19 protein-coding genes are annotated in these 21,304 nt (G+C 60.6%); 4 read left to right on the top strand and 15 right to left on the bottom strand.

Annotated features, from left to right (window positions below; translation table 11 throughout):
• Positions 1–107: 107 nt before the first annotated feature.
• On the top strand, positions 108–1,121 hold the full coding sequence (locus tag AC1D1Z_RS06345) for an alpha/beta hydrolase (protein WP_130759611.1): 1,014 nt from the start codon (positions 108–110) through the stop codon (positions 1,119–1,121).
• A gap of 6 nt (positions 1,122–1,127) precedes the next feature.
• Here the strand turns inward: AC1D1Z_RS06345 and AC1D1Z_RS06340 are convergent, their stop codons facing one another.
• The gene (locus AC1D1Z_RS06340; RefSeq protein ID WP_130758856.1) at positions 1,128–2,309 is read right to left on the bottom strand and encodes a glycosyltransferase family 4 protein; all 1,182 of its coding nucleotides are present in this window, start codon (positions 2,307–2,309) and stop codon (positions 1,128–1,130) included.
• 241 nt (positions 2,310–2,550) lie between these two features.
• Positions 2,551–3,591, bottom strand: coding sequence for a glutamine synthetase beta-grasp domain-containing protein (locus AC1D1Z_RS06335; RefSeq protein WP_018243112.1), 1,041 nt, complete (start codon positions 3,589–3,591; stop codon positions 2,551–2,553).
• A 432-nt stretch (positions 3,592–4,023) separates the two neighbouring features.
• Here AC1D1Z_RS06335 and gstI point away from each other — a divergent pair, with 432 nt between their 5' ends.
• Positions 4,024–4,215 carry a glutamine synthetase translation inhibitor GstI gene (gene gstI, locus AC1D1Z_RS06330; RefSeq protein WP_018243111.1) on the top strand — a complete coding sequence of 64 codons (192 nt, stop codon included), beginning with the start codon at positions 4,024–4,026 and terminating at the stop codon, positions 4,213–4,215.
• 112 nt (positions 4,216–4,327) lie between these two features.
• Here the strand turns inward: gstI and AC1D1Z_RS06325 are convergent, their stop codons facing one another.
• From AC1D1Z_RS06325 to AC1D1Z_RS06295, 7 genes are all read right to left on the bottom strand, one after another.
• Entirely contained in the window at positions 4,328–5,248 is a 921-nt protein-coding gene (locus tag AC1D1Z_RS06325) for a sugar kinase (RefSeq protein WP_130717443.1), read from the bottom strand.
• Positions 5,249–5,442: 194 nt separating this feature from the next.
• A complete protein-coding gene (locus AC1D1Z_RS06320; RefSeq protein ID WP_130652858.1) occupies positions 5,443–5,784 on the bottom strand; it encodes a hypothetical protein in 342 nt (113 codons plus the stop codon).
• Positions 5,785–5,946: 162 nt separating this feature from the next.
• Positions 5,947–6,933 (bottom strand): ABC transporter ATP-binding protein, encoded by a 987-nt coding sequence (locus tag AC1D1Z_RS06315; RefSeq protein ID WP_130758855.1) that lies wholly within the window; start codon positions 6,931–6,933, stop codon positions 5,947–5,949.
• Complete coding sequence (locus AC1D1Z_RS06310; protein ID WP_130652856.1) at positions 6,926–7,918, bottom strand: ABC transporter ATP-binding protein; 993 nt, start codon at positions 7,916–7,918, stop codon at positions 6,926–6,928. Before AC1D1Z_RS06310 ends, AC1D1Z_RS06315 begins: the two co-directional genes overlap by 8 nt.
• Positions 7,919–8,836 (bottom strand): ABC transporter permease, encoded by a 918-nt coding sequence (locus AC1D1Z_RS06305; RefSeq protein ID WP_018243106.1) that lies wholly within the window; start codon positions 8,834–8,836, stop codon positions 7,919–7,921.
• Positions 8,833–9,756 (bottom strand): ABC transporter permease subunit, encoded by a 924-nt coding sequence (locus tag AC1D1Z_RS06300; RefSeq protein WP_477849863.1) that lies wholly within the window; start codon positions 9,754–9,756, stop codon positions 8,833–8,835. Before AC1D1Z_RS06300 ends, AC1D1Z_RS06305 begins: the two co-directional genes overlap by 4 nt.
• A gap of 48 nt (positions 9,757–9,804) precedes the next feature.
• Complete coding sequence (locus AC1D1Z_RS06295) at positions 9,805–11,385, bottom strand: peptide ABC transporter substrate-binding protein (protein WP_047618658.1); 1,581 nt, start codon at positions 11,383–11,385, stop codon at positions 9,805–9,807.
• Between the two features lie 285 nt (positions 11,386–11,670).
• Between AC1D1Z_RS06295 and bglA the strand changes: the two genes are divergently transcribed.
• Positions 11,671–13,317, top strand: a complete 1,647-nt coding sequence (gene bglA / locus AC1D1Z_RS06290) for a beta-galactosidase BglA (RefSeq protein WP_130758854.1) — start codon at positions 11,671–11,673, stop codon at positions 13,315–13,317.
• A gap of 74 nt (positions 13,318–13,391) precedes the next feature.
• Here the strand turns inward: bglA and ade are convergent, their stop codons facing one another.
• Entirely contained in the window at positions 13,392–15,089 is a 1,698-nt protein-coding gene (gene ade / locus AC1D1Z_RS06285) for an adenine deaminase (protein WP_131646729.1), read from the bottom strand.
• A gap of 119 nt (positions 15,090–15,208) precedes the next feature.
• Positions 15,209–16,312, bottom strand: a complete 1,104-nt coding sequence (locus tag AC1D1Z_RS06280; protein ID WP_018243102.1) for a branched-chain amino acid ABC transporter substrate-binding protein — start codon at positions 16,310–16,312, stop codon at positions 15,209–15,211.
• 488 nt (positions 16,313–16,800) lie between these two features.
• On the opposite strand from AC1D1Z_RS06280, the gene AC1D1Z_RS06275 reads away from it, so the two are divergent.
• The gene (locus AC1D1Z_RS06275; RefSeq protein WP_130652852.1) at positions 16,801–17,715 is read left to right on the top strand and encodes an HD-GYP domain-containing protein; all 915 of its coding nucleotides are present in this window, start codon (positions 16,801–16,803) and stop codon (positions 17,713–17,715) included.
• A 124-nt stretch (positions 17,716–17,839) separates the two neighbouring features.
• On the opposite strand, the gene aptA is transcribed toward AC1D1Z_RS06275, so the two are convergent.
• The 4 genes from aptA to AC1D1Z_RS06255 all read right to left on the bottom strand — a co-directional run.
• Positions 17,840–19,165 carry an omega-aminotransferase AptA gene (aptA, locus tag AC1D1Z_RS06270; protein WP_018446724.1) on the bottom strand — a complete coding sequence of 442 codons (1,326 nt, stop codon included), beginning with the start codon at positions 19,163–19,165 and terminating at the stop codon, positions 17,840–17,842.
• Positions 19,166–19,520: 355 nt separating this feature from the next.
• Positions 19,521–19,838 carry an ArsR/SmtB family transcription factor gene (locus AC1D1Z_RS06265; protein ID WP_003561417.1) on the bottom strand — a complete coding sequence of 106 codons (318 nt, stop codon included), beginning with the start codon at positions 19,836–19,838 and terminating at the stop codon, positions 19,521–19,523.
• Between the two features lie 115 nt (positions 19,839–19,953).
• Positions 19,954–20,703, bottom strand: a complete 750-nt coding sequence (locus AC1D1Z_RS06260) for a HugZ family pyridoxamine 5'-phosphate oxidase (RefSeq protein ID WP_026230716.1) — start codon at positions 20,701–20,703, stop codon at positions 19,954–19,956.
• Between the two features lie 31 nt (positions 20,704–20,734).
• Positions 20,735–21,304, bottom strand: a 570-nt coding sequence (locus AC1D1Z_RS06255; RefSeq protein ID WP_477849857.1) for an ATP-binding cassette domain-containing protein, incomplete at its 5' end; no start/stop codon positions are given.

The following is a 21,304-nucleotide window of genomic DNA, read 5'->3' as shown; positions in this document are numbered from 1 at the left end:
CCGCTTTTTATGCATGGTAGCTATGCAGAAATATAAATTGCGCGATAAACAATCGTGCGCGATATAAAGTCAGTGTTCACAACGAACATAACCGAGAGGACAAGACAATGTCGACCATCAAGACCGTAGTTTCCGCAGCAGCACTGCTCGCAGCCTCCGCCGTTGGCGCGCTTGCCGATCCGGTACTCGAGCCGACAACGCAGAAATTCATCGACGGGCTTGCCGGCGGCAAGCCGATCTACACGCTGTCGCCGGCCGATGCCCGCAATGTCCTGGCTGGCGCGCAGAAGGGCGATGTGAAGAAACTTGCCGCCAAGGAAGAGGACAGGGTCATCAAGGCTGGTCCGACAGGTAGCATCAAGCTGCGCATCGTCCGCCCGGAACATGCCAAGGGCACGCTGCCGGTCATTCTCTATTTCCATGGCGGCGGCTGGGTGCTGGGCGATGCGGATACGCATGACCGGCTGGTGCGCGAGATCGCCAACGGCGCCGATGCCGCTGTCGTCTTCGTCGACTACGAGCGCTCGCCGGAAGCCCGCTATCCCGTTGCCATCGAGCAGGCTTACGCTGCGACCAAATATGTCGCCGAGCATGCCAAGGAGTTCAAGGTCGACGCCTCCAGGCTCGCGGTCGCAGGCGATAGCGTCGGCGGCAACATGGCGACGGTGGTGACGCTGCTTGCCAAGGAACGCGGCGGTCCTGCCATCGATCAGCAGGTGCTGTTCTACCCCGTCACCGACGCCAATTTCGACAATGGTTCCTACAACCAGTTCGCCGATGGCCCGTGGCTGACCAAGGAGGCGATGAAGTGGTTCTGGAACGCCTATCTGCCCGACGAAGCCAAGCGCAAGGAGCCGATGGCTTCGCCACTGCAGGCATCGCTGGAGCAGTTGAACGGCCTGCCGCCGGCGCTCGTCATCGTTGACGAGAACGACGTGCTGCGTGACGAGGGCGAGGCCTATGCCCGCAAGCTCAGCCAGGCTGGCGTGAAGGTCACGTCGATGCGATACAACGGCACGATCCATGACTTCGTGCTGCTAAACGCCATTGCCGAAACGCCTGCCGCACGCAGCGCGATTGCGGTCGCGAACGACACGCTTCGCAGCGCGCTTCACAAGTAAAACCAATCAGTCTGCGGACGGGAGGGGCCCGGCGGTTTCGCCGGGCTTTCTGCTTCTTGGAAGCGATTTGGCAAACTGCCAGGCCTTCTTCCATTTCGGCGTGATGACGCCGTTGGCGGCGCGGATATTGTTGATGAACTGCAGTGTCGCCGCTTCCCAGGAATATTGCATGGCGAGTTCACGCGCCTTGCTGCGCGAGGCGGAGAGGGCGGCAAGGCAGGCGGCTTGCAGGTTGGCGTCGAGCGCCCCGACGTCACTGTCCTCGCCGATGATGTCGAGCGGGCCGGTGACCGGGTAGGCTGCGACCGGCACGCCCGATGCCAGTGCTTCGAGGATGGTGTTGCCGAAGGTGTCGGTGAGCGAGGGAAAGACGAAGACGTCGGCCTGGGCATAGGCTTTCGCCAGATCCTCGCCGAACTGCACGCCGGCGAAGAAGACGTCGGGATATTGCCTTTCGAGCTCGGCGCGGGCCGGACCGTCACCGACGACGACCTTGGAACCCGGCAGGTCGAGATCGAGGAAGGCCGGCAGGTTCTTTTCCAGCGCCACGCGGCCGACGGTCATGAAGATCGGACGCGGCAGGCCGAACGGGTTTTCCTCGAGCGCCATCGGACGGAACTGCGTGGCGTCGATGCCGCGGCTCCAGGGCATGAGGTTGCGGATGCCCTTTTCCGACAGTTCGCGGGCAAGGCTCGGTGTCGCCACCATGCAGCCTGCGCCGCCATTGTGGAACCAGCGGACAAAGGAATAGAGCCAGCTCTTCGGTATGGGCAGGCGCGCGGAGACGTATTCCGGAAAGCGGGTGTGGTAGCTCGTCGAAAACGGCATGCGGTTCTTCAGGCACCAGCGGCGGGCGGTCAGCCCCAGCGGACCTTCGGTGGCAATATGCACGTAGGAGGGATTGTGCTTTTCGATCTCGCGGGCGATGCGGCGGTAATTGGCGATCGATAGGCGGATCTCGGGATAAGTCGGGCAGGGGATGCTGTTGAAGCGCTCCGGCGTCACCATCGAAACCTCGACGCCCATCTTCGCCAATTCGCGATTGGTGTTCTCGATCGAGCGCACGACGCCGTTGACCTGCGGGTGCCAGGCATCGGTAACGATCACCAGCCTTTCGGGCAGGTTTCCGGCGGCTGCGGCATTGGCCCAGCTCTCGCCGCTATAAGTGTTTGCCGGACGTTGCAGCATGTCACGATTTCCATCCGCGTCGCAGTGATCTGGCAACGCTCAACCCCTCAGCGGGGTTCCGGAACGGCGATTCCCGCTTGCTTATTTTGAGGCATGACCATGATGGAAATATTACAGCCCATATTGCGAGGATTGCAGGGGCTTTCGCTGGCCTGATCGCCTCGATTATGTCGGCGGCGGGCGGCGGTTTTCATGCATAAAGAATGACGGCGCCGGTCCAGGACCGGCGCCGTTTGGGAGGTTAAGCGGCAGCGGAAGCCGAGCTTGCAGTCGGAACTTCCGAGATCGTCTTCAGAACCTGCGAAGCGATCTGGTAGGGGCAGCCCTGTGAGTTCGGGCGGCGATCTTCAAGATAGCCCTTGTAGTCGTTCTTGACGAAGGAGTGCGGAACGCGGATCGAAGCACCACGGTCGGCAACGCCGTAGGAGAACTTGTTCCACGGTGCCGTTTCGTGCTTGCCGGTCAGGCGCTTGTCGTTGTCAGGACCGTAGACGTTGATGTGGTCCATCAGGTTCTTTTCGAACTGCGCCATCAGCGCTTCGAAATAGGCCTTGCCGCCGATTTCGCGCATGTACTTGGTCGAGAAGTTGCAATGCATGCCCGAGCCGTTCCAGTCGGTGTCGCCGAGCGGCTTGCAGTGATACTCGATGTCGATGCCGTATTTTTCGGTCAGGCGCTGCAAGAGATAGCGTGCCATCCAGATCTGGTCGGCGGCTTTCTTGGAGCCCTTGCCGAAAATCTGGAATTCCCACTGGCCCTTGGCCACTTCGGCATTGATGCCTTCGTGATTGATGCCGGCAGCGAGGCAGAGGTCGAGATGCTCTTCGACGATTTCGCGGGCAACGTCGCCGACGTTCGAATAGCCGACGCCGGTGTAGTACGGGCCCTGCGGAGCGGGGTAGCCCTGCTCAGGGAAGCCGAGCGGGCGGCCGTTCTGGTAGAAGAAATATTCCTGCTCGAAGCCGAACCAGGCGTCTTCGTCGTCGAGGATGGTAGCGCGGGCATTCGATGCATGCGGCGTGACGCCATCCGGCATCATGACTTCGCACATGACGAGAGCGCCGTTGGTACGGGCCGGGTCGGGATAGATGGCGACCGGCTTCAGCACGCAATCGGAGCTGCGGCCTTCAGCCTGCTGTGTCGAGGAGCCGTCAAAGCCCCAGAGCGGAAGCTGTTCCAGCGTCGGGAATGCGTCGAATTCCTTGATCTGCGTCTTGCCACGCAGGTTCGGTACCGGAGTGTACCCATCGAGCCAAATATACTCGAGCTTATATTTTGTCATCGTGACTCTCTCAATGCTACGAAGGTGAGCAAATCCGGAGGTGATCTCGGCGCGCAAGCGCATCCGACCGCCAGGGATGACGCTTTAAAAGCACGTAGCGTGCCAGTTTTGGCGCCACGCAAAAGAAAAATCGCGAATCAGCGTGCCGGCCGATTTTTTCTCTTTTGGAAAATCGGGCTGTTTTTAACGCTCACAGGCGGTAACGCCCATCAAAACGCACTTTTCCCATCTGGAACTGGATGAAAATTGCGGCGTTAGGCTGAAATGATGAAGTGTTAAACAAATTATCGGAAGCTTTTAGCCGAGACAGCATGCCGACCGATCACAATTGTAACATTGCCCTTATTTTATGCAATTTGCATAAACTATGTGCATTGTGCTATGTAGATGGTCCTGAAATGTTGATGCGCCGAACTGAATGGAGGCGATCTCATGCCCACCGGTTTCCATCGTGAATCCGCAACGATCTACCAGTTTCCCGTGAAGGCGATACGAAACGCCAACCGGTTCGAACGCGCCAGGCTGATGGAGCGCGAGGCAGCAGACGTCTGCGATGCTGCGCTCGACAGCTGCTGGTACCATGACGAGGCAGTTCGCGAGTCCGATCGGCCGACGAAGTCCTGATTTCGTATAACCCTGAAATCGGAATCGATTTGAGGGGGATCAGCAGAGCAAACGATGCCGACAAGGCGGGAAGCGCCTGTGCATGGCGGACGTACCGCGTCAGCATGTGCGGCTAGCCGCCATCCAATCCGAGCTTTTCCCTTACGACCAATGCACCATGTTCGCTGACGACGCGGGCAGCGACCTTTGCTGCGAAGCGGGCGGCGGCAGGCGCATCGCCTGCTTCGAGGTATCGTGCGAGAAAGGCGCCGTTGAAGCTGTCGCCGGCGCTGGTGGTGTCGACCACCTTCTTCACCTTTTCAGCCGGAACGAAGGTTTGCTCGCCGGCAAAATTCAGCGTGACACCGTCAGCGCCGTTCTTGACGACGATATCGACGGCGCCCAGTGCGCGATAGCGGTGGATCGTTGCCTCAATGGAATCATCGCCGAAATGGGCCGCCTCGTCGTCGAAGCTCGGCATGACGAGCACGGATGAGCGGGCGCCTTCGCTGATTGTCGTGTGCATCACGTCGTAGCTCGACCAGAGGCGCGGCCGGATGTTCGGATCGAAGACGACGAGCTTGCCGGCGGCCTTGGCGCGACGGACTTCGGCAAGCAAAGTCTCGGCATCCTCATGTGGCAGGATGGCAAGGGTGATGCCGGAGAAATAGATGACGGCTGCGCTCTCCACCGCCTCACGCAGGCGGTCCGGATCAGCCGCCAGGCTGCGGGCTGCCGAGCTGTCACGCCAGTAGCTGAAGGAACGTTCGCCGTCCTTCAGATTGATCATATAGAGGCCGGGCGTCCTGCCCCTGATGCGGCGGATGAGGCTCGTGCCGATGCCTGATGTGTCGATGAAGGCCAGCATCTCATCCGACATGGCGTCGTCACCGAGGGCGGTGAAATAATCGACCGACCAGTCGGCGGCAAGGCAGGCGCGGGCATACCAGGCGGTGTTGAAGGTATCGCCGGCAAAGCCTTTGCGCAGCAGGCCGTCGCCTGCCTGCGAGAGTTCCACCATGCATTCACCGATCGATAGAAACCGTCTGCTCACCTTGTCCTCCCGGCATTAGAGCGCTGCGGATCCAACAGGACGCGCTAGGGACACTCTATCACTTTGAATTGGCGGATTATCCGCAGGTCTTCATTCGCTGATACGCGGAGCCGGGCAGAGTGACAAGCGTCGATATTACGGGAGATGAAGCCCGTCTTCGCGGGCGAGGCGAAGGCGGGCTTTCAGAAGGACGCCTATTCGTGGATGGTGTAGCTGCCCATCGCGCAAAGATCTTGCGTATCTTCCGTGGTTGCGAGGTTTGAGCCTTCTTCGAATTCGAAGCGCATGTCGTATTTGCAGACGGTGCGGCCATCGGCGATGGTGATATCGATGCTTTCGCCCGGATTGAGAACGTCGTCACCGAAGACGTCTTCTTCCCATTCGCCGACGCCGGTCGGCGAGCTGTAGAAACGTGTCAGGACGGAGTTCGTCCCGTTGGTGAGCTTGAAGTTCAGATCTTCGGCATGCGACGAAACCGCGGAGGCGGCGATCATCGTGGCGGCGAGTGCGATCAAAGCTGATATTTTCGATTTCATGTATGCGTTCCCCTGGCTTGCGATTAGGCCGAAATGGGATAGCATTCGCTCATAAAATCTTTCTTATCGGGGACTTTAGATCCAAAAATAGTCCGCCTCGTCCCGGGATGGACGGTGGTCGGACATTCAAGGCGAGGGCCGCCTGGGCGGCCGTCTTTCCGTTCATGGCCTGTCCATATGATAGCAGGCGGCCTTCTGCCCGGGGCGGACCTCCTCGGTCGGCGGCATTTCGGTGCGACAGATGTCGGTCGCCTTCCAGCAGCGCGGTGAGAAGACGCAGCCTTTCGGCGGGTTGAGCGGCGAGGGCGGGTCACCCTGCAGGCGGATGCGGGTGCGCAGGCGCGCAAGCTTCGGATCGGGAATCGGCGCGGCGGAAAAGAGCGCCCGCGTATAGGGGTGGGCCGGATGATCGAAGACGGTGGCGCAGTCGCCGGCTTCCACCACCCTGCCGAGGTAGAGCACCAGCACATCATCTGAGATCAGGCGGACGACGGAGAGGTCGTGGCTGATGAAGATCAGCGTCAGGCCGAATTCCTTGCGCAGCTTGCGTAGGAGCGTGATGACCTGACCCTGGATCGAGACGTCGAGGGCCGAAACCGGCTCGTCGCAGATAATGAGCTTCGGTTTGGTGACGACCGCGCGGGCGATGCCGATGCGTTGCGCCTGGCCGCCGGAGAATTCGTGCGGATAGCGGTTGATCATTTCCGGCACCAGGCCGACGGCGGTCATGATCTCGCGGACACGTTCGGTGCGCTCGGCTTTGGAGAGTTTCGGCTCGAAGACGGTGAGCGGCTCGGCGATGATGTCGCCGACCGTCATGCGCGGGTCGAGCGAGGCGATCGGATCCTGAAAGATGATCTGCATGTCGCGGCGCGCGGCGCGCATTTCCTCATCCGACAGGTCGAGCAGGTTCCGGCCCTGCCAGAGGATGCGGCCCTTCTGCGATTTCAACAGCCGCAGGATGGAGCGGCCGAGCGTGGACTTGCCGCAGCCGGATTCGCCGACGATGCCAAGCGTGCGGCCTTCGCTGAGGTCGAAGCTGACATTGTTGACGGCTGTGAGAAAGATTGGCGGCTTGAAGAGGCCTTTTGCCGGCAGTTCGAATTGGGTCGTCAGGTTCTCGACCCTCAGAAGCGATCGTTCAGCCATGGTTCAACAGCTCCTCGCGACGCGGGAAGGGGTGGTAACAGGCGGCGCAATGGTGCGGTGCCAGCGTTTCGAGCGGCGGCGGCCGGTCGATGCAATCGTCCTGGACCTGCGAGCAGCGCGGCGAGAAATTGCAGCCCTTCGGCAGGTGCTTCAGGTTTGGCGGACGGCCGGGGATGACGACGAGGTCGTCAACATCCTGGTCAGGGCGCGGGATCGAGGCATGCAGTGCTGCGGTGTAGGGATGGGCCGGATTGTCGAAGAGTTCGTCGACCGGAGCCTCCTCGACGATGCGGCCGGCATACATGACGGCGACGCGGTCGGCGAGGCCGGCAACGACGCCGAGATCGTGGGTGATCATGACGAGCGCTGTGTTCATCTCCGCCGTCAGGTCGTTGAAGAGATCGAGGATCTGCGCCTGGATGGTGACGTCGAGCGCCGTCGTCGGTTCGTCGGCGATCAGAAGCTTCGGCCGGGTGAGCAGCGCCATGGCGATGACGATGCGCTGGCGCATGCCGCCGGAGAGCTCGTGCGGGTAGAGATGGAAGCGTCGTGTCGGATCGGGGATGCCGACGCGTTTCAGCATGTCGAGTGCGGCGGCGGATGCCGCGCGCGCCGTCAGCCCGCCGTGAACCTCGAGCTGCTCCGTCAGTTGCCGGGAGATCTTCAGCGACGGATTGAGGGCGGTCATCGGGTCCTGGAAGACCATCGCCATGTCCTTGCCGCGGATCTGGTCGAGCTCGCGCGGTTTCAGCGCCAGCACGTCCTTGCCTTCGAGCAACGCCTGTCCCGTCGTTTTGCCGTTCTTGGCGAGCAGGCCCATGATGCCGAGGAAGGTTTGGCTCTTGCCGGATCCGGATTCGCCGACGATGGCGATGCGCTCGCCGCGCTTGACGGTCAGGTTCATGTTCGAGACTGCTTTCACCTCACCGTCGGGCGTTTTGAAGGTGATCGAATAGTCTTTGAGTTCGAGGAGGGTATCCGTCATTTAACGATCCTTCGGGTCGAACGCGTCGCGCAGGCCGTCGCCGATGAACAGCAGGCTGAGCAGCAGGGCCACGAGGAAGCTTGCCGGGAAGACCAGCAGCCAAGGCATGCTTTCCATGGCATCGGTCCCYTCGGCGATCAGCGTGCCGAGCGAGGTCAGCGGTTCCTGCACGCCGAAGCCGAGATAGGAAAGGAAGCTTTCGGTGGCGATGATTTCAGGCACCGTCAATGCTGCGAAGATGACCACGGGTCCGACGAGGTTCGGGATGATGTGCTTGATGATGATCTTGAACGGCCGCTGCCCGGACGCGCGGGCCGCTTCGATGAATTCGCGATGTTTGATCGATAGCGTCTGGCCGCGAACGATGCGGGCCATGGTCAGCCATTCCAGCGCGCCGATGGCGGCAAAGAGCAGATAGACGTTGCGGCCGAAGATCACCATCAGCAGGATCACGAAGAGGATATAGGGAAGCGCATACATGATATCGACGAAGCGCATCATGATCGCATCCAGCCTGCCGCCGATATATCCCGATACCGCACCGTAGAGCACGCCGATGAAGACGGAGACGACGGTCGCCGTCAGCGCCACGGCCAGCGAGACGCGAGTGCCGTAGAGGACGCGGGCGAGAAGGTCGCGGCCGTTCGGGTCGGTGCCGAAATAATGACCGGTCTCGAACGAGGGCGGGATCCGGAAGGCCGCCCAGTCTGGATCCTCATAGTTGAAGGGAATGAACCAGGGGCCGATGAAGGCGACGAGGATCAGCAGCGTCAGGACGACGATCGACAGGACGGCTGCCTTGTTGCGGCCGAGGCGGCGCAACGCATCCTTTGTGAGCGAGCGGCTTTCGGGTGCCAGGCCTTCCGCCGCCAGCAGCTCCTGGGCGAGCAGCTCGCGTTTTGCGGGGTTGAGGATCATCTGTTTCTCACTTTCGGATCGAGCCACGCATAGGCGATATCAACGAGAAGGTTCAGGAACACGATCAGCACCATGTAGAAGATGACCGTGCCGAGAACCATGCCGTAATCACGGTTCAGCGCTGCGTTGACGAAATAGCGGCCGATGCCGGGCAATCCGAAGATGCTCTCGACAACAAGCGAGCCGGTGAGAAGATAGCTTGCTGCCGGACCCAAATAGGAGACGACCGGCATCAAGGCGGGCTTCAGCGCGTGGCGCATGACCGTCAGTCGAGGGCCGATGCCCTTTGCCTTGGCGGTACGGATAAAATTCTGGTTCATCACCTCGATCATCGAGCCGCGCGTAATGCGCGAGATACGGCCGGCATGCGGCAGGGCGAGAACGACGATCGGCAGGATGAGGTATTTGATCGAGCCGTCACCCCAGCCGCCGACTGGAAACCATGCGAGATGGATGCCGAAGACGAGCTGCAGGATGGGCGCGATCAGGAAGTTCGGTAGCACGACGCCGATCAGAATGAGCGCGCCCAGAATATAATCCGGTGCCTTGTTCTGATAGAGCGCCCCAAGACAGCCGACGGCGACACCGACGATGATGGCAATCAGGAAGGCAGCCGTACCGATGGTGAAGGTGTAGGGCAGACCGATCATAATCTGCTGGGCGACGGTGAAATCTTCGCTGGCGAAGGAGGGGCCAAGATCGCCCCGGAGCAGGTCACCGACATAGATCAGGTACTGCTKGATGAGCGGCTTGTCGAGATTGTAGTGGATCGCAAGGTTCTTCAGGATCACCGGCGGCAATGGCCTTTCGCCATCGAAAGGGCCGCCGGGGGCAAGGCGCAAAACAAAAAACGAGGCTGTTACGGCGATCCACATGACGGGGATCGTCGACAGAAGGCGACGGAGTGCGTATTTGATCATGGTCGTGGGCCGGTCCTTTCCGCAACGCGCGGAAAGGACCGTTTTCCCTTACTCTTTCATCGACAGCCAGCGGGTGCGGTGGATGTCCTGGATGTTGTCGACGAAGCCTTCGATCTTCGGCGAAACGACGTTCTTCGAGACATAGTAGTAGATCGGCAGGGCGGCGGATTCATCCAGCGCCAGCTGTTCGGCCTTCTTGAAGATCGCGGCACGCTTGGTGAGATCCGTCTCGGCGTTGCCTTCCTTGATCATCTTGTCGTACTCGGGATTGGACCAGCGGCCGTAGTTCATCTGGACGCCTGTCACCAGAAGGTTCAGGAAATTGTCCGGGTCGTTATAGTCGGCGAGCCAGCCGGCGCGGCCGATTTCGACCTGGCCACGCTGCATCTGGTCGTAATGCACCTTGGTTTCGGCATTGACGAGCTCGACATCGACGCCGAGCGGCTTCCACATGGAGGCGATGGCGACGGCGATGCGCTTGTGGTTGTCGTTGGTGTTGTAGCTCAGCACGGCGTGCAGCGGCTTGTCCGGGCCGAAACCGGCTTCGGTCAGAAGCTTCTTGGCTTCGGCGACCTTCTCGCTATAGGGCAGGTCCTTCCAGCTGACATAGGCCGGCTCGCCGTAATTCGCCGTGCCCGGCGGAACCCAGGAATAGGCCGGCAGCTCGCCGGTGCCGAGGATTTGCGGGCCGATGACTTCACGGTTGATCGCCATGGAGAGAGCCTGGCGGACGCGCTTGTCGCTGAAGGGCGGCTTCTGTGAGTTGACGACGTAATAATAGAGGCCGGAGAAGGGGGCGACATGCGCCTGGCCCGGCAGGTTCTTCTTCATCCACTCGTATTGGTCGGTCGGGAAGTCGGTGAGGATATCGAATTCGCCGGCGCGGTAGCGTTTCAGCGCGGCTTCCTGGTCTTCGAGCACGAAGAACTTCGCTCCGTCGATCTTCAGGTCCTTGGTGTCATACCACTGATCGTTCTTAACTGTGGTGACATGCGAGCCCGGAACCCATTCGACCGGCTTGTAGGGGCCGTTGGTGACGATGTTGCCGATCTTGACCCAATCCTGGCCCTTCGCCTCGACGACATGCTTCGGCAGCGGGTAGGCGGTGTAATGCATCAGGGCATTAATGAAATAGGGGGTGGCGTTTTCAAGGGTGATTTCGAGCGTCTTGTCGTCGATCGCCTTGACGCCGAGTTCGTTGAGATCGGTGATCTCACCCTTGTTGATCTTTTCGGCGTTCTTGATGGTGAACTGCAGATAGGCATAGTCGGCGGCGTTCTTCGGGTCGACGAGGCGCTGGAAGGCGAAGACGAAGTCTCCTGCCGTTACCGGCTGGCCATCTGACCATTTGATGCCGTCGCGAAGCTTGAAGGTGTAAACCTTGCCATCAGGCGAAATCGTCCAGCTTTCGGCCTGGCCGGGGATCGGATTATCCTTGGCGTCCTCGGTGACGAGGCCTTCGAAAATGTCGCCGGCGATACGGTTTTCCCAGTCTCCGGAAAGCTTCTGCGGATCGAGCGACTGCGGGTCGCCACCATTGTGAATGTTGAGCGTGGCCGCATGGGCCGAAAACGCCAGCAATGTGCCAAGCATTGCCGAGGCGAGAAATTTTTTCGCGAAATGGTTCATGGTGGGTCCACCTTTCTAGGCTTTTCGCCTTTATTAGACATTTGTTCCCGGTGTTTGACCTCTTACGTGCAGGTCAGCGCGCACATTATCGCAAAGGCTTTGCGTTGCAACCCCAAATCCGGAGTGTGGAAACGGGTTGTGGACAAGCCTATATACGTCTCCCCCTTGTCGGATCGCGACGACGCGCCGTGACATCCGCCACGCTCTCATCACGGCTTCACCCGGTTGTCTTTTGTTTTGTCCGCTTTAGTGTGGCGAGCGCAAACGAGGCAGGAGATGTAGCCGATGGCATTGCAGGCAGGCGGGAGTGCGGACTGGTGGCGCGGCGCGGTGATCTATCAGGTCTATCCGCGCTCGTTTCAGGACACCAACAGCGACGGTCTTGGCGATCTCAGGGGAATCACCCGCCGGCTGCCGCATATAGCCAGCCTCGGCGTCGACGCGATCTGGCTCTCGCCCTTCTTCAAGTCGCCGATGGCCGACATGGGCTACGACGTTTCCGATTATTGCGACGTCGATCCAATCTTCGGGACGCTCGCCGATTTCGACGAGATGATGGCCGAAGCGCACAGGCTCGGCATCAAGGTTGTTATCGACCAGGTGATCTCGCATACCTCCGACCGGCATCCCTGGTTCGTCGAGAGCCGATCGAGCCGGACCAATCCCAAGGCGGATTGGTATGTCTGGGCCGATCCGAAGCCGGATGGTACAGCGCCGAACAACTGGTTGTCGATTTTCGGCGGGCCGGGCTGGGAATGGGATGGCGTGCGCCGGCAATATTACCAGCACAATTTCCTGACCTCGCAGCCGGACCTCAACTTCCACAACAAGGCCGTGCAGGATGCGGTCCTCGAGACGGTGAAGTTCTGGCTCGACCGCGGCGTCGACGGCTTCCGCCTGGATACGGTCAACTATTATTTCTGCGACAAGCTGCTCAGGAGCAATCCGCCGCACGAGCCGGATGAAGATGACGCAGGCCTTGATGCGCCCGACAGCAATCCCTACGGCATGCAGAACCACCTCTACGACAAGACGCAGCCGGAAAATGTCGATTTCCTCAAGCGCTTCCGGGCGCTGCTCGATCAGTACGAGGATCGCACGACTGTCGGCGAAGTCGGCGATGGCGCGCGTTCGCTGAAGACGGTTGGCGCCTATACGAGCGGCGGCGACAAGCTGCACATGTGCTACACATTCGATCTGCTCGGGCCGGATTTCACCGCCGAGCATATTCGCGGCTGCGTCGAGGCCTTCCACAAGGCAGTCACGGACGGCTGGGTCTGCTGGGCTTTTTCCAACCATGACGTCATGCGCCATGTCAGCCGTTTCGCGCGGACGGAGGAAGAACGGCCTGTCATCGCCAAGCTGGCGGTCTCGGTGCTTGCGGCGCTACGTGGCTCGATCTGCCTCTATCAGGGCGAGGAGCTCGGCCTGCCCGAGGCAGAGCTCGCCTTCGAGGATCTGCGCGACCCTTACGGCATCCGCTTCTGGCCGGCCTTCAAGGGCCGCGACGGATGCCGCACGCCGATGCCCTGGGAAGCCGGCAAGGCGCATGCGGGCTTCACATCCGCGGAAAAGAGCTGGCTGCCGGTGCCTTACGAGCAGGCAGCACTTTCCGTCGATACGCAGGAGGCGAGCGATAGCTCGGTGCTGCACCACTACCGCAAGACGCTTGCATTCCGGAAGAGCCATCCGGCGCTGGTCGACGGCGACATGGCCTTCATCGGCACCAACCAGGACCTGCTCGCCTTCACCCGCGAAAAGGACGGAGAAAAACTGCTCTTCGTTTTCAACCTGACGCGCAAACCGGCGGAATTCCGCCTGCCTGGTGGCATCGTGCTCGGGGAACCGCTTGATATGCCGGGCTTCGAGGCGGTAGCGGGCGCGGGGTCAGTGAAGCTTGCGGCGCTCGACGGGTTTTGCGCGCGGGTTTGATGTTCGACTGCTGTGTCTCTGAAGGCGACCGCCGAGAGGTTGTCCACCACCGAGCCAGCCCTGTTTCAATCGCATCACCCGATGAGCGCGAACTTGTCCACATCCACCATGCCGCGGTCGGATATCTTCAAGTGCGGGATGACCGGCAGCGGCAGGAAAGCGAGCTGGAGGAAAGGTTCTTCCAGCGTGGCGCCGAGCGCGAAGGCGGCCTTGCGCAGATGGTGGAGGATGTCGCGAACCGTCTCGTAGGGCTCGAGGCTCATAAGACCGGCGATGGGCAGGGCGATTTCGCCGGTGACCTTGCCGTCTTCGACGACGACGAAGCCGCCCTTGATCTCGCCAAGGCGGTTTGCGGCGCAGGCCATGTCGTCCTCGCTGACGCCGACCACGCAGATATTGTGGCTGTCATGGCCGACGGTCGAGGCGATCGCACCCTTCTTCAGGCCGAAGCCCTGGACGAAGCCGTTGGCATGGTTGCCGTTCCTGCCGTGGCGCTCGATGACGGCGACCTTGATGATATCGTTGGCGAGATCGACCGTCGTCTCGTTGCCCCTGACGGGCAGGCGATAGCGGCGATGCTCGGTGATGATCTTGCCCGGCATGACGCCGATGACAGGCGTCTCGCCCTCGGCGACCGGGACGCCGAAATGGGCGGCGTTGACGGGCCTGGCCTTGACGCTGTCGAGGCCGATCGGGGCAACCGGCCTGCGCGAAGAAAAGAGCGCATCGGTGACGCGGCGACCGGCGGAGAAGATCATGTCGGCGCGGCAGTTTTCCAGGCTGTCGAGAACCACCAGATCGGCGCGCCAGCCCGGCGCGACCAGGCCGCGGTCCCTGAGGCCGAAGGCGCGGGCGGCCGAAATCGAGGCGGCGCGGTAGATCGCCAGGGGCTCGACGCCGCTTGCGATCGCCGTGCGGATCATATGATCGAGATGGCCCTGTTCGGCGATATCGAGCGGATTGCGGTCATCGGTGCAGAGTGCCAGGTAAGGGGAAAGCCGCTCGGTGATAATAGGCATCAGCGCCGCGAGATCCTTGGATACCGAACCCTCGCGCACAAGGATATGCATGCCCTTGCGGATCTTTTCCAGCGCTTCGGCGGCAGTCGTGCATTCGTGCTCGGTGCGGATGCCGGCCGAGAGGTAGCCATTGAGGTCGTTGCCGGACAGTAGCGGCGCGTGACCGTCGATATGGCCGCCCTGGAAGGCATCAAGCTTGGTCATGCAGACGGGATCCTTGTGGATCACGCCGGGGAAATTCATGAATTCGGCAAGGCCGATGACCTTCGGGTGGTGGCGGTAGGGCAGGAGGCGCTCGATCGGCAGGTCGGCGCCGGAGGTTTCGAGATGCGTCGCCGGAACACAGGAGGAGAGCTGGACGCGGATGTCCATGATCGTCTCCAGCGCCGATTCCAGAAAGAATTCGATGCCGGCGGTTCCGAGCACATTGGCGATTTCGTGCGGATCGCAGATCGCGGTCGTCACGCCGTAGGGCAGAACGCAGCGATCGAATTCATGCGGTGTGACGAGCGAAGATTCGATATGCAGATGCGTGTCGATGAAGCCGGGAACGACGATCCTGCCCGATATATCGATTTCGGTCTCGCCATCATAATCGCCTGAGGTGCCGACGATGCGATCGGCGCCGATCGCAATGTCCGACAGGACGAGTTCGCCGGTAACGAGATCGAAGAAACGGCCGCCCTTCAGCACGATATCGGCCGGCACGCGGCCGACGCCCTGGTCGATGAGACGTTCGAGCTTGGTGGTCATGGTATTGCTCACATTACAACCGATTCCGAAACTTATAACCGATCTGCCGCCACAAGCGAGTGCCGCAAAACGAAACCGGGCGCCATAGGGGCGCCCGGTGGTCGACGGTCCGCGATGGTTTACTCGGCGGCGACGATCTTGCCGGCTTCCCATTTGTAGAGCGAGAAGCTCTGCGAGGTCAGGTCGCCGGTTTCGCCGTAGGTGACCTTGCCGATGGCGGTCGGGATTTCTTCGCCGCCCTTCAGCGCGGTCGCAACGGCTTCCGCATCCTCGGCGCTGCCGGCCTTCTCGATGCCGGCCTTCAGCACTTCGACGGCGGCATAGGCGTTGAGCGTGAAGGCCTCGGCCGGGATGTTCTTCGCGGCGAGCGCGTCGGCTGCGGCTTTGGAATCCGGGCTCTTCGTGGCGTCCGAAGCGTTGGTGAAGATGGTGCCTGCTACCGCATCGGTGCCGATTGCCCAGAATTCGGTGTTGGAGAGGCCGTCGCCGCCGATGATCGTCGCGTTGGCGGCGAGGTCATGCAGCTGGCGGGCGAGCAGGCCGCCTTCCGGGTGGTAGCCGCCGAAATAGACCACGTCGACCTTTTCCGACTTGATGCGGGTGGTGAGCGCGCTGAAATCCTTGTCGCCGGGCGTGATCGCGTCATTGACGACTTCGGTGATGCCTCCGGCGTTCAGCGTCGCCTTGAAGGCGTCGGCGAGGCCCTTGCCATAGGCGCCCTTGTCGTTGACGATGGCGACGCGCTTGTCCTTGAAATTCTTCAGCACATATTTGGCGGCGACTTCGGCCTGCTGGTCGTCGCGTCCGCAGGTGCGCAGCACGTTGGTGAGACCGCGCTTGGTCAGGTCAGGGGCGGTCGCGGTCGGGGTGACCATCAGCACGCCGTTTTCAGCAAGCACGTCCGAAACGGGAATGGCGACGCCTGAGGTCACTGGGCCGACGACGAAACGGATGCCGTCGCCGACGACCTTGTTGGCGGCGGAAACGCCCTGCTTCGGCTCGCCGGCATCGTCGGCCAGTTCGAGGACGACCTTCTCGCCGAGAATCCCGCCCTTCTTGTTGATCTCGTCGACTGCTGTCTGAGCGCCGTTCTTCACCTGGTCGCCATAGGCAGCGACGGGGCCGGTCAGCGGCGCGATCAGGCCGATGGTGATATCGGCGTGGGCAAGCGGCGCAAAGGCGAGTGACGCGACGAGGGTCGCCGTCAAAGTCTTGAGGGTCATTGTCTGTCTCCTTGGATGGGGTCATTCGACCCGCGATGAAGCGTCGCGCCGGCTTTTCCRGATCGTTCAACGGCCCTAAGGCCGTGCCAAGGACGATCGATATCGGCGCGATCAATGCGCCCTCCGGCCATATTTGGCTCGAATGGGTGCAACGGCAAGATTTCTAGGAATTTTGGTGAGATTTCGCAAGTTGATAGCAAAATGAAACGAGAATTGAGCCGATCCCGTGCGAAATCGTCCGAAATCGTCGATTTTGACGCCGTCTGCCGATTTCTAGAGGGTGCCGGTACCCCGCGTCAGCGATGCGCCGATGAAACCTGGCGAATTTCGCGGAGGCTCTCTTCGTCTTTCTGAATATTCGAATTCTGTTTCGAGATTAACATTTGATTCTACCAATTAGGGTAGAACCATTATTCGCGCATATATTGCTGCGATGCAAAAGAACGGTCGACAATAAACAGAGAGTTATTTCAGGAATAGAGAGCTGGATGCTCAAGCGGGTCGAAGCCAGGCAGGTGCGCACCGGAATGTTTGTAGAGGCCATCGAGGGTGCATGGCACGATCCCTTTCTGTCCAAGCGCAGATTTCTTCTGCGCCGTGAAATCGATGCCCAGAAGCTTCGCAAGAACGGCATGATAGGCGTGATCATCAACACCAGCAGAGGCCTGGATATTGACGGCCTGCCAGGTGGCAACATCGAGATCGACACCAAGGCGGCACGCGAGACCATCCAGAAATCCATGCAAGTGCTGGAAAGCGTTTTCGGTCGACTCCAGCATGGCGATGAGATCAGCGTCGATCAGGTGGCGCCGGTGATTTCCTCAGTCTCCAAGTCTATCGATCAGAATCCCACGGTCTTTCTGAGCGTTACGCGTCTGAAATCCAAGGACGAGGCGACGTTCCTGCATTCGATTTCGGTGAGCGCGCTGATGATCCTTTTCAGCCGTCATCTCGGACTTGACGAGACAACTGTTCAGATGCTCGGCACAGCAGGATTGCTGCACGACGTCGGCAAGCTCGAAATTCCGCTCGAGATACTCAACAAGGAGGGCCCCCTGGACGAGGACGAGATCAAGATGATCCGCGACCATCCGGAAAAGGGACACGCAATCCTGTCGCGCCAGGAAGGCATTTCGGAAATTGTTCTCGACGTATGCCTCAACCATCATGAGCGTATCGACGGCAAAGGCTACCCCCGCAAACTTTCCGAGGCGCAGGTCAGCCTCCATGCGCGTATTGCTGCGATTTGCGACGTCTACGACGCCATCACCTCGGTGCGGCCGTACAGGGCGCCATGGAGCGCGAGCCAAGCACTGAAATGGATGCTTGGTAACGAAGGGCATTTCGATCGCCGGCTGTTGAAGAAATTCGCCCTCTGCCTTTCCGTCGCCGCCGTGACCTGAGGTCTATCCAGCTTGGCAACAAACCGGCCTGCGTGGACTTATAGCGCCGCGCGTCCTTTCAGACGCGCGGCGCTATAACACTTTGACGTGCTGCATGCCCTTTTGCCGGAAATTTCAGAGCTTCTCAGATGTTGTTCTGCAGGATGGTCCGCAGCTTGTCGAAGAGCTCGTCGATATGGTGCTTCTCGATGATCAGCGGCGGCGAGAGCGCGATGATATCGCCTGTGGTGCGGATCAGCAGGCCGCTTTCATAGGCTTTCAGGAAAGCGGTGAAGGCACGCTTGGTCGGCTCGCCGGCGATCGGGTCGAGTTCGATCGCGCCGATCAGGCCGGTGTTCCTGATGTCGATGACATTGGGGCAGTCCTTTAGCGAATGCAGCGCGTCGGCCCAGTAGTCGGAAAGCTCGGCGGCGCGTGTCAGCAGCCCCTCTTCCTTATAGGTGTCGAGCGTGGCGAGTGCGGCGGCGGAAGCGATCGGGTTGCCGGAATAGGTGTAGCCGTGGAAGAACTCGATCATGTGCTCCGGGCCGTTCATGAAAGCATCATGGATCTCGGAGGTGACGAAGACGGCGCCCATCGGGATGACACCATTGGTCAGTCCCTTGGCGGCGGTGATCATGTCGGGCTTGACGTCGTAATACTGGGCGGCGAAGGGGGCGCCGAGGCGGCCGAAGCCGGTGATGACCTCGTCGAAGATTAGAAGGATGCCGTGTTTGGTGCAGATCTCGCGCAGCTTCTGCAGGTAGCCCTTGGGCGGGATCAAGACGCCGGTGGAGCCTGCCACCGGCTCGACGATGACGGCGGCGACGGTAGAGGCGTCATGCAGGGTGACGATACGCTCGAGCTCGGTGGCGATGTCGCCGCCATGCTCGGGCTCGCCGCGGGTGAAGTTGTTCTTGCCGGGTTGGTGGGTGTGCGGCATGTGATCGACGCCGGTTAGAAGCGTGCCGAACATCTTACGGTTGGTGACGATGCCGCCGACGGAGATGCCGCCGAAATTGACGCCGTGATAGCCGCGCTCGCGGCCGATCAGGCGGAACCGTGATCCATTGCCCTTCACCCGGTGATAGGCGAGCGCCACCTTGAGCGCGGTCTCGACGGATTCGGAACCGGAGTTGGTATAGAGAACGTGGTTCAGGCCTTCCGGGGCAATGTCGACCAGGCGGTTTGCCAGTTCGAAGGCCTTGGGATGGCCGAGCTGGAAGGCCGGCGCGTAATCGAGCTCGCCGGCCTGCTCGCGGATCGCCTCGGTGATCTTCGGGCGGCAGTGGCCGGCATTGACGCACCAGAGGCCAGCGGTGCCGTCCAGCACCTGACGGCCGTCATGGGTCGTATAGTACATGTCCTTGGCGCCAACGAACAAACGCGGCTCCTTCTTGAACTGGCGATTTGCCGTAAACGGCATCCAGAAGGCGCGAAGATCGTTCGGTGCGTTGAGGCGATTGGACATGCTGTTCTCCTGGCCGCTGTCGGCCCTTTCCCGGGGGCTTTACGCCCATATTTTTACTGCCCGGTCAAATTATCAGGGCTTCCCAAGGCGTCAACGGGAAAAGTCCCGAGAACGGTTCCTAACGGGAGGCTCAACTTGTCTGGGTCGATCACGGGGCGAGCGCTTCAGCGCGATCAGGCTGCAATTCTTTCCCCGCCGGCGAAAGGAGCAAAAGACCGGGCGCGCAAAGGCACGACCGGCAAATCGCAAATTTGCCGGTCGTGCCATAAGGTTCACGTGCTGAAATATCGTTGCCAAGCCTCCGGGAACATTCCCTTGCGGCATGGCATCGGCCGACTTCATGTCAGCGCTATCATTAAGCGGCGGATCTGTTCCGGTTCTGCACGAGGTAGATATCTTCGAGCGTTGCAAGGATCTTCATGACCGGCTCGGAGGTGCTCGAATAATAGATGGTCTGTGCGTCCCGACGGGTCTTGACCAGCTTTTGAGCGCGCAATTTCGACAGGTGTTGAGAGAGAGCCGACTGGCTGAGCCCGACCTGCGTCGCAAGCACGCCGACGGCCACTTCGCCCTTCACGAGGCTACACAAGATCAGCAATCTCTTCGGGTTTGCCATGGCCGACAATAAAGCTGCCGCCACGTTCGTGTGATCGGCCAAATCAGAGGTTTCCATATGTTATCTTCCTAATGCGAAACGTACATCAAGTGTGTTGGCGCAGGCCGCCAGCCGGGATTTTGACTGACATCAAAAATTAGCAACTGGGCTCGAAGATTGTATATACCTAAATTTAAGGTATCGAGTATGCTATTTTAGATATGTTTGAACAAATGTGATCGGCATCCACAGCGAGGGTTTCGAACTCGTATCGCAGCAGAAAATCGCCGGAAATCATGTCGAAACCTGAGGAATCCACACCACAAATGCGCCAAGAGCCCGATTCCGGCGCCTTTAGCCTAGTAGCAAGGCTTTCCTCCACATCGGGGTGGCGTTCTACTAAATCTCGCACTGTCTCTGTTGCCCTGGCGGCAATCTCCTCATTCGCGGCCGACTGGATTACGAGATCGTTCCCATCGAGTTGGTAGGCGCGGCCGAAACCGCCATTGAGGCTGGCCTGCTCAGGCTTGAGACGGAAGAACAGGAAATCAGGAAAGTCGATATAAAGTTTCGCCTTGGGGTGGCGAGCGAGAAAACGCGCGCGGATCCGCGCGTAGAATGGATTGCTGTGCTCGATGGGTTCTGCCAGGCATTGGGTCGTCAGACGGGGATAGGCAAGGGGATCCCCCTTGCCGGGCTCGCCGGTCAGGAGCGAGGCGCGCGGGTCTCTGGCGAGCGCCTTGGTATGAGCCGACAGCTGCGAAACCAGGATGACGGGGATGCCGTCGATATCGGTGGCGACGAGCACGCGGCTGGCGAAGGGAAAGCCGGTCTCGGGGGCGAGAACGGCAATCGCCGCGTGCCTGGCGGAGCGCAGAAGCACGCGGGCGAGCTTTCGGGCATTGTCGTCGGTTTCGCGTAGGGGCGAGGGCTGATCTTTCATATCCACTTTGTGACAAAGCGGATGGAAAACATCAAGCTTCCTGCTTGCGGCGATGGCGGGTGAGGCCGGCAACGATATCCTGAGCCGAGATGGTGCCGACGATCGCGCCGTTCTCGACGATGCCGATACTGCCTGGCTGGCGGGCAAGGGCATCGAGGATATCGATGAGCGGGGTCGCGGCGCGGGCCGTGGCGCTGACGCTCATGCCGGCGGCAGTCTGGCCAAGGCCCGGCTGCATGACGTCGGCCGCCGTCAGCATGTTGATCGGATTGAGGTTCTGCACGAAATCGGCGACATACTGGTCTGCGGGGTTCTTGACGATGTCGTGGGGCGTTCCGCACTGGATGATGCGGCCGCTCTCCATGATGGCGATGCGATTGCCGATGCGGAAGGCCTCGTCGAGATCGTGGCTGACGAAAAGAATGGTCTTCTTCAGCCGCCGCTGGAACTCCAGGAGCTCGTCCTGCAGGCGGGTGCGGATCAATGGGTCGAGCGCCGAGAAAGGCTCGTCCATGAGCAGGATCGGGGCGCCGGTGGCAAAGGCGCGGGCAAGGCCGACACGCTGCTGCATGCCGCCGGAAAGCTCGTTGACCTTGCGGCC

The sequence above is a fragment of the Rhizobium sp. P1_E1 genome, assembly GCF_056406015.1.
This window is presented reverse-complemented; position numbering and strand designations above follow the sequence as displayed.

What these genes read in the sequence shown, in the direction of transcription:
- AC1D1Z_RS06345 (WP_130759611.1), top strand. Translation starts at nt 108, where the DNA reads ATGTCGACCATCAAGACCGTAGTTTCCGCAGCAGCACTGCTCGCAGCC.
- AC1D1Z_RS06340 (WP_130758856.1), bottom strand. Translation starts at nt 2,309, where the DNA reads ATGCTGCAACGTCCGGCAAACACTTATAGCGGCGAGAGCTGGGCCAAT.
- AC1D1Z_RS06335 (WP_018243112.1), bottom strand. Translation starts at nt 3,591, where the DNA reads ATGACAAAATATAAGCTCGAGTATATTTGGCTCGATGGGTACACTCCG.
- gstI (WP_018243111.1), top strand. Translation starts at nt 4,024, where the DNA reads ATGCCCACCGGTTTCCATCGTGAATCCGCAACGATCTACCAGTTTCCC.
- AC1D1Z_RS06320 (WP_130652858.1), bottom strand. Translation starts at nt 5,784, where the DNA reads ATGAAATCGAAAATATCAGCTTTGATCGCACTCGCCGCCACGATGATC.
- AC1D1Z_RS06315 (WP_130758855.1), bottom strand. Translation starts at nt 6,933, where the DNA reads ATGGCTGAACGATCGCTTCTGAGGGTCGAGAACCTGACGACCCAATTC.
- AC1D1Z_RS06310 (WP_130652856.1), bottom strand. Translation starts at nt 7,918, where the DNA reads ATGACGGATACCCTCCTCGAACTCAAAGACTATTCGATCACCTTCAAA.
- AC1D1Z_RS06295 (WP_047618658.1), bottom strand. Translation starts at nt 11,385, where the DNA reads ATGAACCATTTCGCGAAAAAATTTCTCGCCTCGGCAATGCTTGGCACA.
- bglA (WP_130758854.1), top strand. Translation starts at nt 11,671, where the DNA reads ATGGCATTGCAGGCAGGCGGGAGTGCGGACTGGTGGCGCGGCGCGGTG.
- ade (WP_131646729.1), bottom strand. Translation starts at nt 15,089, where the DNA reads ATGACCACCAAGCTCGAACGTCTCATCGACCAGGGCGTCGGCCGCGTG.
- AC1D1Z_RS06280 (WP_018243102.1), bottom strand. Translation starts at nt 16,312, where the DNA reads ATGACCCTCAAGACTTTGACGGCGACCCTCGTCGCGTCACTCGCCTTT.
- AC1D1Z_RS06275 (WP_130652852.1), top strand. Translation starts at nt 16,801, where the DNA reads ATGCTCAAGCGGGTCGAAGCCAGGCAGGTGCGCACCGGAATGTTTGTA.
- aptA (WP_018446724.1), bottom strand. Translation starts at nt 19,165, where the DNA reads ATGTCCAATCGCCTCAACGCACCGAACGATCTTCGCGCCTTCTGGATG.
- AC1D1Z_RS06265 (WP_003561417.1), bottom strand. Translation starts at nt 19,838, where the DNA reads ATGGAAACCTCTGATTTGGCCGATCACACGAACGTGGCGGCAGCTTTA.
- AC1D1Z_RS06260 (WP_026230716.1), bottom strand. Translation starts at nt 20,703, where the DNA reads ATGAAAGATCAGCCCTCGCCCCTACGCGAAACCGACGACAATGCCCGA.